Source organism: Burkholderia sp. Ac-20344 (assembly GCF_017104975.1).
Classification (GTDB): domain Bacteria; phylum Pseudomonadota; class Gammaproteobacteria; order Burkholderiales; family Burkholderiaceae; genus Burkholderia.
The window spans coordinates 1-13734 of record NZ_JAAGPP010000070.1 but is presented as its reverse complement, the minus strand read 5'-3'; the positions used below and the strand labels follow the sequence as shown (position 1 = coordinate 13734).

The following is a 13734-nucleotide window of genomic DNA, read 5'->3' as shown; positions in this document are numbered from 1 at the left end:
GTCCTCTCCTTCATTCAGTGTGAAAACTTCAATTCATTACGAAGCCGCCGTTGACCGGCAGCAGTTGACCCGTCACGAAACGCGCGCCGTCCGACAGCAGGAACAACACGGGGCCCGTCACGTCGTCGGGCACCTGCGCACGCGTCAACGCGCGGCCCTGCAGGTAGAACGCGTGGCGCTCGGCCGGCACGTAGGCCGTCGCCTCGACTTCGGTCAGCCCCGGCGCGATCGCGTTGACCGTCACGCCGTGCGCACCGAACTCGCGTGCCTGCGCATGCGTCATCGCGATCACCGCGCCCTTGCTCGCGACGTACGCGAGCAGCTTCGGCGCGCCCCACAGCGCGGTGTCCGATGCGAGGTTCACGATCGCGCCGCGGCCCGACTGCGCGAGGTACGGCAGCGCCGCATTGCTGACGAGCCACACGCCGCGCACGTTCACGTTCATCACGGCGTCCCACGTCGACACGTCGAGCTCCGTCGACAGCTTGCCGCCCGAGTTCGTGATCGCCGCGTTGTTGATCAGCGCGTCGATGCCGCCGAGCGCCGCCGCGCCCTGCGCGACGAACGCAGCGACGCTCGCCGGATCGGCGAGATCGAGCGCGAAGAAATGCGCGGCATGGCCGGCTTCGGAGAGTTGCGCGGCAAGCGCACGGCCTTCGTCGGCCAGCACGTCGCCGAACGCGACCTGCGCGCCCGCCTCGACGAGTGCCTTCACGAACGCCGCGCCGAGCCCGCGTGCGCCGCCCGTGACGAGCACGCGGCGCCCCGCGAGCGACACGACCGGAGTGCGCTTAGCCATTCGCGGGCTCCGCTGCGACCTGCGCCGCGCGATGCGCGTCGAGCGCGGAAAGATGCTCCTGCGCACGCTGGCGCAGCATCCGGCGCACGCGCGTGATGCCGACGTCGTGCTGGTACAGGTATTCGTGATCGCGCGCATGCGGCGCGAGGCTTTCGAGGACGTAGCGGTCCTGCTCGAGCACGTCCCAGTGCAGGCCCTCGAGACGGTTGCGGTACATGAAGCGCCACACGTCGCGCTGCCAGCCGCTGACCTTGCGCGTGCGCCAGAAGTAGACCTGGCAGTTGTCGCCGTCGACCGGCGTCGCGAAGCCGATGATCCCGAAGTTGCCGCCCGGGCCGAACTTCTGCTTGTACGGAATCGCAAGACGCATCCACAGGCAGCCCGTTTCGCCGAGCTCGACCCAGTCGAAGTTCACGTCGCGCTGGCCGATCTTCTCGAACATCAGGCCCGTTTCCGTCTTGCGCACGCGCATGTCGGCCTGCTTGTCGCCTTCGGCCATCGAGTGCGAGGTGGCATGCAGGTACGCGCCGTGCATCGGGTCCATCACGTTGTCGATCGCGTACTGGTAATTGCACTTCCAGTTCGACACGCACAGGAAGTGGCCGTACGCGTCGTCGACCAGTTCCTCGGGCAGGTTCAGCGGCGCCGGCTCGCCGTGCGCTTCGTCGCCGAACCACAGGAAGATCGCGCCGGCCTTCTCCTCGACCGGATACGACTTCACGCACTTCGTGCCTTCGAGCGGACAGTTCGATACGGCCGGCACGCGGTTGACCGTGCCGCCGCCGTCGACTTCGATGCCGTGATACCAGCAGGCGATGCTGCCGCCGAGGTTCCAGCCGAGCGACAGGCGCGCGCCGCGGTGCGGGCAGCGATCCTCGAGCGCGTGAACCTTGCCGTCGTGATCGCGCCACAGCACGATCTGCTCGGACAAGCGCGTAAGGCCGACCGGTGCATTCGACACCTGCCAGCTCGGCGCGACGGGATACCAGTAGTTCTTGATGCCGCGGTCGAGATAGTCACGGACCGGGTCGTGTTGGGCTTCGTGTTGTACGGGGGACGTCATCAGTGTGCTCCGGATGCGGTTGTCGTCGGGTCGGCGGTCGGCGCTTACGCGGTCATTCCGCGAGCGAGGCCATTTCGGCGCGGAAGCGCTCAGGTGTCCATACCGTGCCGTCCGGCGCGCGGAAGCCGATGCGGTTCAGGCCCGCTACGACATCGTCCAGCTCGACCGCGCCGGCTTCGAACACGCGTTCGAGCGCATCGCCGAGGTCGTTTTCATACTGGGTCGGTGCGGCCTTGCGGTTCTGCCAGACCTGGTTCTCGACCTGGCCGGGGATCTCGATCTGCCCCTTGCCCGCGACGTTGTTCGGCTGCGGCGCCACCCACGGCTTCAGGAAGGGATTGAAATTCACGGTCGCTTCTTTCATGTCACTCCACCTTGATCTGGATTTCCTCGCCCGCCAGACGCACCGCGTACTGCTTCAGTGCACGCCCGCCCGGACCCTTCAGGCATTCGCCCGTCCTGATGTCGAACACGGCCTCGTGCAACGGGCATTCGACCGTGCCTTCGTCGACGAACCCCTGCGTGAGCAGCGCGTACGCATGCGGGCACACGTTCTCGAGCGCATACACGTCGTCGCCGACGCGGTAGATCCCGATTTCGACGCCGTCGGTCCGCTTGAACTCGATCGGCGTGTCTTCCGACAGCGCGCCGGCGTGCCCGGCGCAAACCCATTGTTCAGACATCTCACACCCTTCCTTCTGATCGACTCTCGGTTTGTTCCGATTTGTTCCATACCCGGAACAACAGTTTATGGATGGTGATTATAGGAGCGACTTTCCATGAGTAAAATAAAAAGCTGCATGCCCTAGGGAAAACACCGACCGGCGGACCGCCGATCGCTTTCGCCTGCCTTATCGAATGTAATTTTTTGTTTTATTGCGGGGATTTACGGGCTTTTTTGACGCATCGCGCACCGATGCCGTGCATCGCTCCGGCACCCATCCGTCCCGAAAAATTTATTTTTGATCCGGTGCCTGACGCCTCTATACTCCATTCCATCAGAGGCACAATGTTCCTTATATGGAACATAAGAATGCCCACCCGATGGCGAAAACGCGCGACGGCCGGCCGTTCCCGCGCACGCCGCCACGACACGTTTTCATCAGGTTGCAGATTCAGGAGATCAAATGGTCAAGCATGCGGTAGCAGCAGCAGTGATCGGATTGGGCGCCGCGTCGGGCGCGTGGGCGCAGAGCAGCGTGGTGCTGTACGGCAGCATGGATGCAGGTGTCGCGTACGTGAACAACGTCGGCGGCCATGCGAAGTGGGCGATGATCCAGGGCAATACGCAACCCGATCGGTGGGGCCTGAAGGGCAAGGAAGACCTCGGCAATGGCCTGTCGGCGATCTTCCAGCTCGAAAACGGCTTCTATACGAACAACGGCCAGTTCGCGACCGCGAACACGATCTGGAACCGCGCGGCATTCGTCGGCCTCGGCTCGGAACGCTACGGCACGCTGACGCTCGGCCGCCAGACGCCGCTGTCGTTCGACTATCTCGATCCGCTCAGCACGGCCTACCTCGCGATGAGCTGGTACGCGTTCCACCCGGGCAACATCGACGGGCTCGCCGCGACCGGCAACGTGCCGTACAACAACTCGGTCAAGTACCGCTCGCCGACCTTCGCGGGCTTCTCGGCCGCGGCGACGATGGCGCTCGGCAACACGACGAACTTCTCGACCGGCAAGTCGGTCGGCATCGCACTGAACTACGCGAACGGGCCGTTCAAGGCGTCGGCCGTGTACTCGAATGAGCATGACCGCTCGATCCTGATCAGCACGACCGGCATCACGTCGTTCCAGGGGCAGAACACCGCGAACGGCTACACCGCGAGCAAGGTGGAGAACATCGGGGCGGGCGCGTCCTACCAGTTCGGCGACTTTCTCGTGCATGGCCTGTACACGCGCACGAAGATGCAGTCGAACGGCTTTTCGGACACGTTCCAGAGCTACGACGCGGGCGTGAACTACCGCAGCAGCGCGTTCAACACGATCGCGGGCGGCGCGGCGACCACCACGCTGGCCGGCCGCCGCTGGACGCAGGTCGAGCTCGGCGACATCTATTCGCTGTCGAAGCGCACGCAGCTTTATGCGAACGTGTTGTACGAGCACGGCTCGGGTGGCGCAAAGGCTGCACTCTTCACGGCAGGTGTGTCGAGCACCGCGAACCAGGTGATCGTGCTCACCGGGATCCATCACTCGTTCTGAACGGAGTCAGGCGTTCGCCGCCTGAAACGACGAGAGCGGCCCGCGGGCCGCTCTCTTTCTTTCGCGCATTGCATTTGCACGGCCGCCGGCCGCGCAGCGGCACACTCAGAACATCGCGACCTTGTGGCGCGCGTGCGCGAACGTCGGGTCGCTTTCGAGCGGACGATAGTTCAGCCGCTGCGACAGGTCGACCGCCGCGCCGCACACGGCTTCGACGAGCCGCTCCTTCTCGCCGGCCTCGCCGATCTCCGAGCGCGGTACCGTCGCGGTGATCGCCGCGACGATCGAGCCCGAATGATCGCGTACGGGCGCAGTCACTGCCGAAATGCCGCTCTCGAATGCCGCCTCGCTGACTGCATAGCCGAGCCGCGCGTAATGGCGCACGCGTTCGTACAGCTCGTCGACGGTGCCCGGCGTGCGCTCGGTGAACTGCTCGAGCTTTTTTTCCGGATAGAGCTGGCGCAACGCGTCGCGCGTCAGGTCGCCCATCAATACGTGGCCGTGCACGGTCGCATGCGCGGGCAGGCGCGTGCCGACGTGCACCTTCACCGATCCGAACATCGATGCGTTGCTCTGCGCCTTCGCGACGAACACGACGTCACGCTGGTCGCGGATCAGCAGATGCGTCGACAGGCCCGTTGCATCGCGCAGCCGTTCGAGCACGGGGGTGCCGAGATCGGTCAATTCGAGCGAATTCAGGTATTCGAAGCCGAGCCGCAGCACGCCGACGCCGAGCCGGAAATAACGGTCGCCGTTCACGCGCTCGAGGAAACCGAGCGCTTCGAGTGTCTGCAGCAGGCGGAACGTGGTCGTGCGCGGAATGCCGATGCGCTTCGACAACTCGGGCGCGCCGAGCACCGGCTCGCGCGCGGAGAATTCGGCGAGGATCCGCAGCCCGCGTTCGAGCCCCGGCACCAGATAGGACGACGCGCCGCCGGACGATTCGTCGTCGCCGGGCGCCGCGGATTCAGGCGCGCCGCTCATCGTTGTCTTGGCCATGTGGACACGGACGGAAGGAAATCAATCACGAAACAGGTCATGGATCGGCGTGGACGGGTGGCCATGCTACCTCAGCGCGCACGCAGGTTCGCACCCGCGTGCATCGCCGCAGCGCAGCATGCGCATCCACGGCCCCACGAATAGTCATTCACGGTCGAGAGGATAGCAGCGATGGACGGCGCGACACCATGCGGAAATCGCCGGACGGCCGGAAGCCGGCCGTGTGCGCGACGCGTGGCCGACGCATGGCGGCCGGCGTGGCAGGCGGCGCCGGGCCGCCTACAGGCGCGACAAGTAAACCCGGATATTCGCGCGGTCATACGTAAAGCCGCCGGCCGCGTCCGGCTCGAGCACCCGCGCCAGGTCGACCGCATACATCCATCCGCTGCCCAGACGGCCCCCGTTGATCGCCCGGATCCGGCTGCCGCCGACGGCGATCGCGGCATGAAAGACCGTACCACCGCGCGAGAAGCCGACCGCGGTTCCCGCCGGAATGCTCGCGCGCCCGTCCCATTCACCGCCGGTCTCGAAGTTGAACCGCGTCCGCCAGTGCTGGCCGATCGTGTCGAGCAGCGCACCGGGCGCGATCATCGCGTCACCGCGCAGCAGATACCGGACATAGGCCGCGGCGTCGTAGCAGACGCCCCCGGATACATATTCGTTGATGTCGGCCATGCCGAACATCAGCGCCTGGGCGTGCTTCTGCCGTTCGGCGAAACCGGACTGGGCGACATGCCCGCCTAACTGGGAGAGTTGCATGGGAGGCTCCTTGTGAAGAAGCAGGACATCATCGTCCTGCCAACGCAATAACCTCATATGGTATTACGATATCCGGCCACATCGGCATCCGGCCTCCAGCGTCACGGCACGCGCGCCTCGAGATAGCGGGGCAGACGGTCGGCCGCGTCGCCGTCGGTTTCGAGCCACGTCTGGAACTGCTGCCCGGCGAGCTGCCCATAGCGGATCCATGCCTGCGGCACGTCGGGCGTGGCTGGCGCTGACGGACAGCCACGCCGGCCCGGTGCATGCGTTGTTGCGCGAAGCGCGCGGTGCCGCCGGCGGAACACGGAAAAATTGAAGACGATCGGGAAAACCACCCAGCGGCGGACGGTGGGTGAACAGTGAAGACGATCCTCGGGCGGGATCGCCGCGACGGCGTCAGGCCGTCACGGCGTCGTCATACTCGGCGCGGGCAAGCTGGCCGGCGGCGTAAGCCTCGGCTTCGCCGCGAAAGCCTTCCCGGCTGAACGCGACGACTTTCACGCCGACGCCGGTCGCCCGCTTCACCGTCAGCGCCCATTGCCATCCACCGTCTTGTTCAAAGACGTGCAGCGAGGGTTCGAAGGAAGGGTCGAATACGGTCACGCGTTTTGCTCCTGCCCCCTTGCGCACCGCGTCGGCAACGCTTGGGGCATGTCGAAAGGATCGCGCCGGGATGCGACGCGTTTCTGCCATTCGACAGTCTAGTCAAGGATTGTTGCGACGCACCATCAGAGGTTTCACTCATCTATCGGAACCGGGCGGTCGATCAAATTTTCCTGAAACCCATATGGCACGGGCCTCCGCGCCGTTTCGGCCCGCACGGTTCAGCGCTCGTGCGGCAACGTGCCGCATACGCGATCGCTTGCCTGCATCGGTCGCCCGTGAATCGCAAAAACGGGGCGCGAATCCCTCGGCGATCCGGGCACCTCGATGACGAGGGTCGTTACCGGCCCATGCCGTCCGGCATCACGCGCCGGAACGTCAGGTTCACGCGCTCGCCCTGCACGCCCGGCGCCTTCGGCACGCGATGCTGCCATTCGGCCTGTGTGCGCCCGCGCATCACGAGCAGGCTGCCATGCAAGAGTCGATACACATGCGTGACGCCGGTTGCACGATGGCGAAGGTCGAACACGCGCATCGCGCCGAGGCTCACCGACGCGATCACCGGCGCATCGCCAAGCTCGGGCTCGTTGTCCGCGTGCCAGCCGAGGCTGTCCAGCCCGTTGCGGTAGCGATTGAGCAGCACGCTGTTGAAACGCGCGCCGCACGTCGCCTCGACCGCGCGCTTCAGGTCGAGCACGGCTGGCGTCCACGGCGCCGGCACGTTGCGGATCCCCGAATACACGTAGACGGCATCCGGCTCGCCCTGCCATGCGGTGAGCCGCGGCAACGGAATGCGTCCGCGCGGCGTGCGGATCGTGTCCTGCCGCCACGCAACCTCGTCGATCAGCGCGGCCAGCGCGCGATCGGCATCGGGCGGCGCCAGCCAGTCCGGGTACCAGTCCACGTCGGGCGCGGGCGTGTCAGCAAAGAGATCGGGCGTCGACATGTCGAAAGGAACGGGCGATGAACGGTGCGAACAGTGCATGCCTGCATACTAGCCAACGGCGTCGCGCACCGCCATGCGCTGTCATTCGCGGATGCAAGGAAACCGCCGTGCCCCACGCCCCGCGATGCGCGTTCGCGCATCACGCTATCATCGCGGCGTGTCGCGGCCTGCCCTGCCGAGCGGTGCCGCTTTCCCTCTTCCGCCCTGCCGGCCGGCGCGATGCGGCCGCTTTCCTTCCGGATCCCATCATGACGACGCTGTCCGACTCCGCCCTCGATCAACTGTTTCTCACCGCGCGCACGCACAACGCGTGGCAGGACAAACCCGTCGACGACGCGCTGCTGCACCGGCTGATCGACCTGACGAAATTCGGCCCGACGTCGGCGAACGCGAGCCCCGCGCGCTTCGTGTTCGTCAAGTCGCCCGAAGCGAAGGCGCGCCTGAAGCCCGCGCTGTCCGAAGGCAATCGTGCGAAGACGATGGCCGCGCCCGTCACCGTGATCGTCGGCATGGACCTGGCATTCCACGAACACCTGCCGCGCCTGTTCCCGCACGCCGACGCACGCAGCTGGTTCGCCGGCAACGATGCGCTGATCGAGGCCACCGCGTTCCGCAATTCGTCGCTGCAGGGCGCGTACCTGATCCTGGCCGCGCGCGCACTCGGCCTCGACGCGGGCCCGATGTCCGGCTTCGACGGCGCAAAGGTCGATGCCGCGTTCTTCGCGGGCACCGCGGTCAGGAGCAACTTCCTCGTGAATCTCGGCTACGGCGATCCGGCCGGCCTGTTCCCGCGCAGCCCGCGCTTCGACTTCGACGACATCGCCCGCATCGAGTGACGGCCGCTGGCCAGGGCCGGCTCCCGCCGATGACGGGCTTGCACCGGCCCCACGAATGCATTTTTCAAAACGGGGGAACGCGACCTACCCGCCGCGCGTCAGCCGGATCAGCGTGATCTCGGACGGCACGCCGAAGCGGTTCGGCGGCCCCCAGTATCCGGTGCCGCGGCTCGTATAGAGCCACAGATCGCCGAAGCGGCTCAGCCCGCCGATCACCGGCTGCTGCAGCCGCACGAACGGCGGCCACGGCAGGAACTGGCCGCCGTGCGTATGCCCCGACAACTGCACGGTAAAACCGGCGCGATTCGCCGCTTCCGCGCTGCGCGGCTGGTGCGCGAGCAGGATCTTCGTGCCGACGTCGCGCGGCGCGCCCGCCAGCGCCTGCACGGGGTCGCTGCGATGGGCGGGATCGAACCCGCCCGCCGTGAAATCGGTGACGCCCGCGAGCACCGCATGCGCGCCGTCGTGTTCGATCAGCACGTGCTCGTTGAGCAGCACCGTCAGCCCGATGCGCCGGAATTCGTCGATCCACGCATGCGCGCCGGCGTAATACTCGTGGTTGCCCGTCACCAGGAAGCTGCCGTGCCGCGACTGCATGCGGCCGAGCGGCGCCGTGTGCTCGCGCAGGCGCTTGACCGAGCCGTCGACCACGTCGCCCGTCACGACGACGAGATCGGCATCGAGCGCGTTGACCGCGCGCACGATCCGTTCGACATAGGGCCGCTTGATCGTCGGCCCGACGTGGATGTCGGACAGTTGCACGATCGACAGCCCGTCGAGCCCGGCCGGCAGCCCTGCAACCGGGATCGACACGCGCTTGACCGCTGCCGTGCGGCGCGCACCGACGAACCCGATCACGGTGACGAACACCGCACCGGCCACCACACCAATCGCCGTGTCGGTCGCCGCGGCAAGCCACGCGCCGTCGTGCCCGAGATGCCGCCATCCGACTACACCAAGCAGCACGAATTCGCGCAGGAACGTCAGCAGGAGCAGCGACGAAAAGAAGCCCATGACGAGCGAGCCGGCCCAGCCGGCCAGCGTCGCGGCCCAGCCTTCGTCGAAGCGTCGCGAGAACATGCCGACCGGGATCAGCACGACGAAGCTCGCCAGCACGAGCGCCGCGATCGTGCGCGCGACCGGCGACGCGAACGCATCGGGAATGATCCGTATCCCGACGTACAGATGGAACAGCACGCCGATTGCAATGAACCGGACAAAGAAACTTCGCATGGAACGCTCACCCTCGTTGCGATACCGCTTTACCGCTTCCGCGACACGTGTCGCACGAGGCCGTGAGGCTCCGTGCGGCGCGTCGCGCCATACGCACGATGGTACACAGATCGCGGCTGCGACGACCGGTCGCCGGCCTGGCTTCGACGCCGCGCGTCACGACGCCCGACCGTGGCCTCATCGCCGGCCCGAAGCGAGCGCGGTCGATGCGGTCCTGAAGCGCCCCGTTACCGACATGCGCGCCCGCCGCGGTTACCCGTTCAGGTCAGCCACGTCGAAACGGCCTGCGCGATGATCGACGCGAACGTCCGCGTGTTGCCCGAAAGCACCGCGCGCCGCCGTGCAAAGCCGATGGCACTGCGCGTCGCTGCCCTCACAGACGAGCAGACGACCCGGGCCGAACGCCCGCTGCGGATCTGCGTCGCCGATTGCGACGCGCTGGCGCGCTTCGTACGCAATCCGCGTCGACCGGCTCGGCAACTCCCCCGGCCTGCCGGCTCCATCGAATTCCCGTGCGTTCGAGCGGCAATCAGCCGTTTCCGCGCCGATTCCGCCCTGTCGATGCGGCAAATTCAGCCCCCTTCGTTCGTCTGACGATCCTTTACAGTCCGTGAGCGACCCTACGCGAGCTTGCACTGGCAGAATCGCGCCGGCCCGCCCCCGGTTGCCGATACACGCTGCCGGACGTGTGGACGTGCCCCCCCGACCGGCAACGCCCCCCCACGGTGCGCAAGGCGGGTGGCTGGCGATCCGCATCGCACTGATTTATTATCGGCTCCGTATCCCGGAATCGTCGTCGCGGCGACGATCCGCATTGCGCCGCGCCCGGCATCCACCCCCAACGTCGAGCTCGTCACACCATGAGAAAAACAACGCCGCGCGCGCCCTTGCGCGTCGCCGCCGTCCTGGCGCCAGCTCTGCCGCTTGCAGGCTGCGCATCGCGCGGCGCACCGTCGTACGTCCTGTTCGGCGCGTATTTCCCGCTTTGGCTCGTCAGCGCGATCGTCGGTGTCGTCGGCGCGATCGTCGCGCACCGCGTATTCGTCTCAACCGGCTGGGCCGCCACGGTGCCCTACCAGCTTGCCGTCTGCACGGCGATCGGGCTCGTGGTCGCCGTGATCGTGTGGCTCACCGGCACGGGGCCGTTCGCATGAAGGCCGCCGGCACCGCCCGCCCCTCCGTCAAAGGCCGCGTGATCGCACTGGCGATCGTCGCGCTCGGCATCGCGGCACTCGTGTACGCGTACTACCGCACGACCGCGTACCCGTCCACCGACGACGCGTCGATCGACGCGGACGTCGTGCATGTCGCGTCACCGGTCGGCGGCCGCATCGTGCAGCTCGCGGTGCATGAAAACCAGCGCGTCGCGAAGGGCGACCTGCTGTATGTCATCGATCCCGTGCCGTACCGGCTGACGGTTGCGCAGGCGCAGGCCGACCTCGAGCTCGCGCGTGCATCGCTCGACACGCGCCGCCGCTCGCTGATCGGCGAGCACTCGAACGCGGCCGTGGCCGCCGAGCAGGTCAAGCGCGCGACGCAGAACCACGACCTTGCGACGCGCGACGTGAACCGGCTTGCACCGCTCGCCGCACAGGGCTACGTCAGCGCGCAGCAGTTCGATCAGGCGAAGGTCCGCCAGCGCGACGCGGCCGTGTCGCTCACGCAGGCACAGGAACAACAGCGCGCGTCCGCGCAGACGATCGGCGACGAGGCCGACGCGATCGCGACGCTGCATGCGCGCGAGGCCGCGCTGGCCCGTGCGCAGCATGCGCTCGACGACACCGTCGTACGTGCGCCGCACGACGGCCTCGTCACGGGCCTGAGCGTGCTCACCGGCGAAACCCTTGCGCCGAACCAGTCGATCTTCACGCTGATCGACGCGAGCGAATGGTTCGCCGTCGGCAACTTCCGCGAGACGGCGCTGAGCCGCATCGCAGTCGGCGACTGCGCGACCGTCTATTCGATGATCGACCGCAGCCGCCCGCTGACGGGCAAGGTCGTCGGCATCGGCGCAGGCATCGCCGACAGTGCCCGCATCAACCTGCCGCGCTCGCTGCCGATCGTGCAGAACTCGGTGAACTGGGTGCACGTCGCGCAGCGCTTCCCCGTCCGCGTGAAGCTCGACGAACCCGACGGCAAGCTCGTGCGCGTCGGCGCCAGCGCGATCGTCGAGGTCCGGCATGGCACTGCCTGCCGCTGAGGTTCGCTCGCCGGGCCCGCGCGAAGTCCTGCGACTGCTCGCGCCGTTTCCGGGGCGCGCGTCGATTGCCGTGCGGGTCGCGCTGATCTGCGCGCTGACCGCGCTCGTGACGGCCGCCTACGGCACGCCCGAAGCCGCGCTGTCCGCATACGTCGTGTTCTTCATGATCCGTGCCGACCGCGTGACGAGCGTCGTGCTCGCGGCCGCGCTGCTGCTGATCGTCACGATCGTGATCGGGCTCGTGCTCGGCATCGCGATCTTCAGCATCGACTATTCGATCCTGCGGGTCGCGTGCATGGCCGTGCTGTCGGTCGCCCTCCTGTATCTGACATCGGCCAGCAAGCTGCGCCCCGTCGGCGCGATCCTCGCGATGATCGTCGGCTTCGGGCTCGACCAGCTCGGCCTCGCGCCGTTCGGCGAAGCCGCGACACGTGCGCTGCTGTACATCTGGCTGACGATCGCGATTCCGGTCGGCGTCGCGATCGTCGTCAACCTGCTGATCGCGCCGTCGCCGCGCAAGCTCGCGCACGCGCAGCTCGCGAAGCGCCTGCGGCTCGCCGCGCAGCGGCTGCGCGGCGACGATGCGGCGCGCGACGCATTCGATGCCTGCCTGCACGAAGGCGACAAGCAGCTGCTCACGTGGCTCAAGCTGTCGAAACTCGAAGGCTCGTCGTCCGCCGCCGACTTCGCGGCCTTGCGGCAGGCCGTGGCGTCGAGCACCGCGCTGCTCGTTGGCGTCGCGCTGGCCGATCGCGAACCGGACGCGCGGCTGCCCGACGCGTACGCCACCCCGATCGCCGCAACGCTCGACGAGATGGCCGACATCCTCGAACAGGGCGGCTACCCGGTCGAAGTGACACTCGCGCTGCCGCCGACCGACACGCTGCCGCCGCTCGCGCGTGTCGCCGCGACGGATCTCCATGCGGCGATCACGCACTTCGCGGAACCTGCCGCAACGGCCAATGTCGGGTCGGCTTCGGCGGCTTCGGCGGCTTCGGCGGCTTCGGCGGCTTCGGCGGCTTCGGCGGCTTCGGCGGCTGCCCCCGAAACCGCCCCGCCACCCGCCCCGCGCGGCGGCTTCTTCCTGCCCGACTCCCGCACCAATCCCGACCACATCCGCTACGCGCTGAAGACGACCGCCGCGGCGATCTTCTGCTACCTGCTGTATTCGCAGCTCGACTGGTCGGGCATCCATACGTGCGTCGTCACCTGCTACATCGTGTCGCTCGGCTCGACGGCCGAGACGGTCGAGAAGCTCACGCTGCGGATCCTCGGCTGCATCGTCGGCGCGCTGCTCGGCACTGCGGCACTCGTATTCGTCGTGCCATCGCTGTCGTCGGTCGGCCACCTGATGGCACTGGTGTTCGCCGGCGGATGGCTCGCCGCATGGGTCGCGTTCGGCTCGCCGCGTATCGCGTATGCCGGCTTCCAGATCGCATTCGCGTTTTTCCTGTGCGTGATCCAGGGCGCCGGCCCCGGCTTCGACCTGACGATCGCGCGCGATCGCACGATCGGCATCCTGCTCGGCAACGTCGTCGTGTATCTAGTGTTCACGCGCATCTGGCCCGTCAGCATCGGCAAGCAGATCGACGTCGGGCTCGCGGCGCTGATCGACCAGTGGCGGCGCCTCGTCCAGGTCGCGCAGCCGGCCGAGCGGCGCACGCTGGCCGCCGAGGCGTTCGCGCGCCACGGCGCGATCGCGCAGGAACTCGGGCTGGTCCACTACGAACCGTCGTGGGTGCGCCCGGCCGCCACATGGCTCGCCACACGGCGGCGCGCGCTCGCGGAACTCGGCGCGCTCGAAGGCCCGCTGTTCCTGCTCGCCGAACGCAAGCCCGGCGACGCGGCGATCGGCGCGCAGCTCGCTCGCGTGACCGAACCGCGCGACGACGAAGCCGCGCGCCAGGCAAATACTCCCGCACCGCCAGCCACCCCGCCGGGCGCCGCCCCCACCGACCCCGCGCGCGACGCGCGGCTGAACCTGATCGACACGCGGCTCGCGCACATCGCCCACGCCGCACGGCAAGCCAACCCGAAGGAGCCTGCCCCCCATGCGCCGACCTGAACATCGCAAGAGAGGCGGGCA

At 67.6% G+C, this 13734-nt stretch carries 15 protein-coding genes; 6 read left to right on the top strand and 9 right to left on the bottom strand.

Translation table 11 applies throughout. The features are described 5' to 3' along the window. Positions 1–28: 28 nt before the first annotated feature. Genes G3N64_RS21425 through G3N64_RS21410 form a run of 4 tightly spaced genes read right to left on the bottom strand, consistent with a single transcriptional unit; the run spans position 29 to position 2545 of the window. A complete protein-coding gene (locus tag G3N64_RS21425; protein WP_205785707.1) occupies positions 29–799 on the bottom strand; it encodes an SDR family oxidoreductase in 771 nt (256 codons plus the stop codon). Then, entirely contained in the window at positions 792–1862 is a 1071-nt protein-coding gene (locus tag G3N64_RS21420; protein WP_205785706.1) for an aromatic ring-hydroxylating dioxygenase subunit alpha, read from the bottom strand. Before G3N64_RS21420 ends, G3N64_RS21425 begins: the two co-directional genes overlap by 8 nt. Positions 1863–1914: 52 nt before the next feature. Continuing rightward, positions 1915–2226 (bottom strand): recombinase-like helix-turn-helix domain-containing protein, encoded by a 312-nt coding sequence (locus G3N64_RS21415; protein ID WP_047849728.1) that lies wholly within the window; start codon positions 2224–2226, stop codon positions 1915–1917. A gap of 1 nt (position 2227) precedes the next feature. Then, on the bottom strand, positions 2228–2545 hold the full coding sequence (locus G3N64_RS21410) for a non-heme iron oxygenase ferredoxin subunit (RefSeq protein WP_021161517.1): 318 nt from the start codon (positions 2543–2545) through the stop codon (positions 2228–2230). A 444-nt stretch (positions 2546–2989) separates the two neighbouring features. On the opposite strand from G3N64_RS21410, the gene G3N64_RS21405 reads away from it, so the two are divergent. Continuing rightward, positions 2990–4069: a porin gene (locus tag G3N64_RS21405; protein ID WP_205785705.1), complete on the top strand. Its 1080-nt coding sequence runs from the start codon at positions 2990–2992 to the stop codon at positions 4067–4069. Positions 4070–4174: 105 nt separating this feature from the next. On the opposite strand, the gene G3N64_RS21400 is transcribed toward G3N64_RS21405, so the two are convergent. The 4 genes from G3N64_RS21400 to G3N64_RS21380 form a co-directional block, all read right to left on the bottom strand. Next, a complete protein-coding gene (locus tag G3N64_RS21400; RefSeq protein WP_205785704.1) occupies positions 4175–5068 on the bottom strand; it encodes an IclR family transcriptional regulator in 894 nt (297 codons plus the stop codon). A gap of 279 nt (positions 5069–5347) precedes the next feature. Beyond that, entirely contained in the window at positions 5348–5827 is a 480-nt protein-coding gene (gene tecA, locus G3N64_RS21395; RefSeq protein ID WP_205785703.1) for a type 6 secretion system effector deamidase TecA, read from the bottom strand. Positions 5828–6226: 399 nt separating this feature from the next. After that, positions 6227–6433: a hypothetical protein gene (locus G3N64_RS21385; RefSeq protein ID WP_174911594.1), complete on the bottom strand. Its 207-nt coding sequence runs from the start codon at positions 6431–6433 to the stop codon at positions 6227–6229. Positions 6434–6773: 340 nt separating this feature from the next. After that, positions 6774–7379 carry an alpha-ketoglutarate-dependent dioxygenase AlkB gene (locus G3N64_RS21380; RefSeq protein WP_205785702.1) on the bottom strand — a complete coding sequence of 202 codons (606 nt, stop codon included), beginning with the start codon at positions 7377–7379 and terminating at the stop codon, positions 6774–6776. A gap of 248 nt (positions 7380–7627) precedes the next feature. Between G3N64_RS21380 and G3N64_RS21375 the strand changes: the two genes are divergently transcribed. Next, complete coding sequence (locus G3N64_RS21375; RefSeq protein ID WP_205785701.1) at positions 7628–8215, top strand: malonic semialdehyde reductase; 588 nt, start codon at positions 7628–7630, stop codon at positions 8213–8215. 84 nt (positions 8216–8299) lie between these two features. Here the strand turns inward: G3N64_RS21375 and G3N64_RS21370 are convergent, their stop codons facing one another. Beyond that, entirely contained in the window at positions 8300–9448 is a 1149-nt protein-coding gene (locus tag G3N64_RS21370; RefSeq protein WP_205785700.1) for a metallophosphoesterase, read from the bottom strand. Positions 9449–9739: 291 nt separating this feature from the next. Between G3N64_RS21370 and G3N64_RS21365 the strand changes: the two genes are divergently transcribed. The 4 genes from G3N64_RS21365 to G3N64_RS21350 all read left to right on the top strand — a co-directional run bounded on the left by G3N64_RS21365 (position 9740) and on the right by G3N64_RS21350 (position 13713). Beyond that, the gene (locus tag G3N64_RS21365) at positions 9740–10042 is read left to right on the top strand and encodes a hypothetical protein (protein ID WP_205785699.1); all 303 of its coding nucleotides are present in this window, start codon (positions 9740–9742) and stop codon (positions 10040–10042) included. A 266-nt stretch (positions 10043–10308) separates the two neighbouring features. Next, complete coding sequence (locus tag G3N64_RS21360) at positions 10309–10602, top strand: hypothetical protein (RefSeq protein ID WP_205785698.1); 294 nt, start codon at positions 10309–10311, stop codon at positions 10600–10602. Further along, on the top strand, positions 10599–11648 hold the full coding sequence (gene mdtN, locus G3N64_RS21355; RefSeq protein WP_205785697.1) for a multidrug transporter subunit MdtN: 1050 nt from the start codon (positions 10599–10601) through the stop codon (positions 11646–11648). Before G3N64_RS21360 ends, mdtN begins: the two co-directional genes overlap by 4 nt. After that, positions 11629–13713, top strand: coding sequence for an FUSC family protein (locus G3N64_RS21350; protein ID WP_205785696.1), 2085 nt, complete (start codon positions 11629–11631; stop codon positions 13711–13713). Before mdtN ends, G3N64_RS21350 begins: the two co-directional genes overlap by 20 nt. The last annotated feature ends 21 nt before the right edge of the window (positions 13714–13734 follow it).

What these genes read in the sequence shown, in the direction of transcription:
- mdtN (WP_205785697.1), top strand. Translation starts at nt 10,599, where the DNA reads ATGAAGGCCGCCGGCACCGCCCGCCCCTCCGTCAAAGGCCGCGTGATC.
- G3N64_RS21350 (WP_205785696.1), top strand. Translation starts at nt 11,629, where the DNA reads ATGGCACTGCCTGCCGCTGAGGTTCGCTCGCCGGGCCCGCGCGAAGTC.
- G3N64_RS21370 (WP_205785700.1), bottom strand. Translation starts at nt 9,448, where the DNA reads ATGCGAAGTTTCTTTGTCCGGTTCATTGCAATCGGCGTGCTGTTCCAT.
- tecA (WP_205785703.1), bottom strand. Translation starts at nt 5,827, where the DNA reads ATGCAACTCTCCCAGTTAGGCGGGCATGTCGCCCAGTCCGGTTTCGCC.
- G3N64_RS21405 (WP_205785705.1), top strand. Translation starts at nt 2,990, where the DNA reads ATGGTCAAGCATGCGGTAGCAGCAGCAGTGATCGGATTGGGCGCCGCG.
- G3N64_RS21425 (WP_205785707.1), bottom strand. Translation starts at nt 799, where the DNA reads ATGGCTAAGCGCACTCCGGTCGTGTCGCTCGCGGGGCGCCGCGTGCTC.
- G3N64_RS21415 (WP_047849728.1), bottom strand. Translation starts at nt 2,226, where the DNA reads ATGAAAGAAGCGACCGTGAATTTCAATCCCTTCCTGAAGCCGTGGGTG.
- G3N64_RS21410 (WP_021161517.1), bottom strand. Translation starts at nt 2,545, where the DNA reads ATGTCTGAACAATGGGTTTGCGCCGGGCACGCCGGCGCGCTGTCGGAA.
- G3N64_RS21420 (WP_205785706.1), bottom strand. Translation starts at nt 1,862, where the DNA reads ATGACGTCCCCCGTACAACACGAAGCCCAACACGACCCGGTCCGTGAC.
- G3N64_RS21365 (WP_205785699.1), top strand. Translation starts at nt 9,740, where the DNA reads ATGATCGACGCGAACGTCCGCGTGTTGCCCGAAAGCACCGCGCGCCGC.
- G3N64_RS21360 (WP_205785698.1), top strand. Translation starts at nt 10,309, where the DNA reads ATGAGAAAAACAACGCCGCGCGCGCCCTTGCGCGTCGCCGCCGTCCTG.
- G3N64_RS21375 (WP_205785701.1), top strand. Translation starts at nt 7,628, where the DNA reads ATGACGACGCTGTCCGACTCCGCCCTCGATCAACTGTTTCTCACCGCG.
- G3N64_RS21400 (WP_205785704.1), bottom strand. Translation starts at nt 5,068, where the DNA reads ATGGCCAAGACAACGATGAGCGGCGCGCCTGAATCCGCGGCGCCCGGC.
- G3N64_RS21380 (WP_205785702.1), bottom strand. Translation starts at nt 7,379, where the DNA reads ATGTCGACGCCCGATCTCTTTGCTGACACGCCCGCGCCCGACGTGGAC.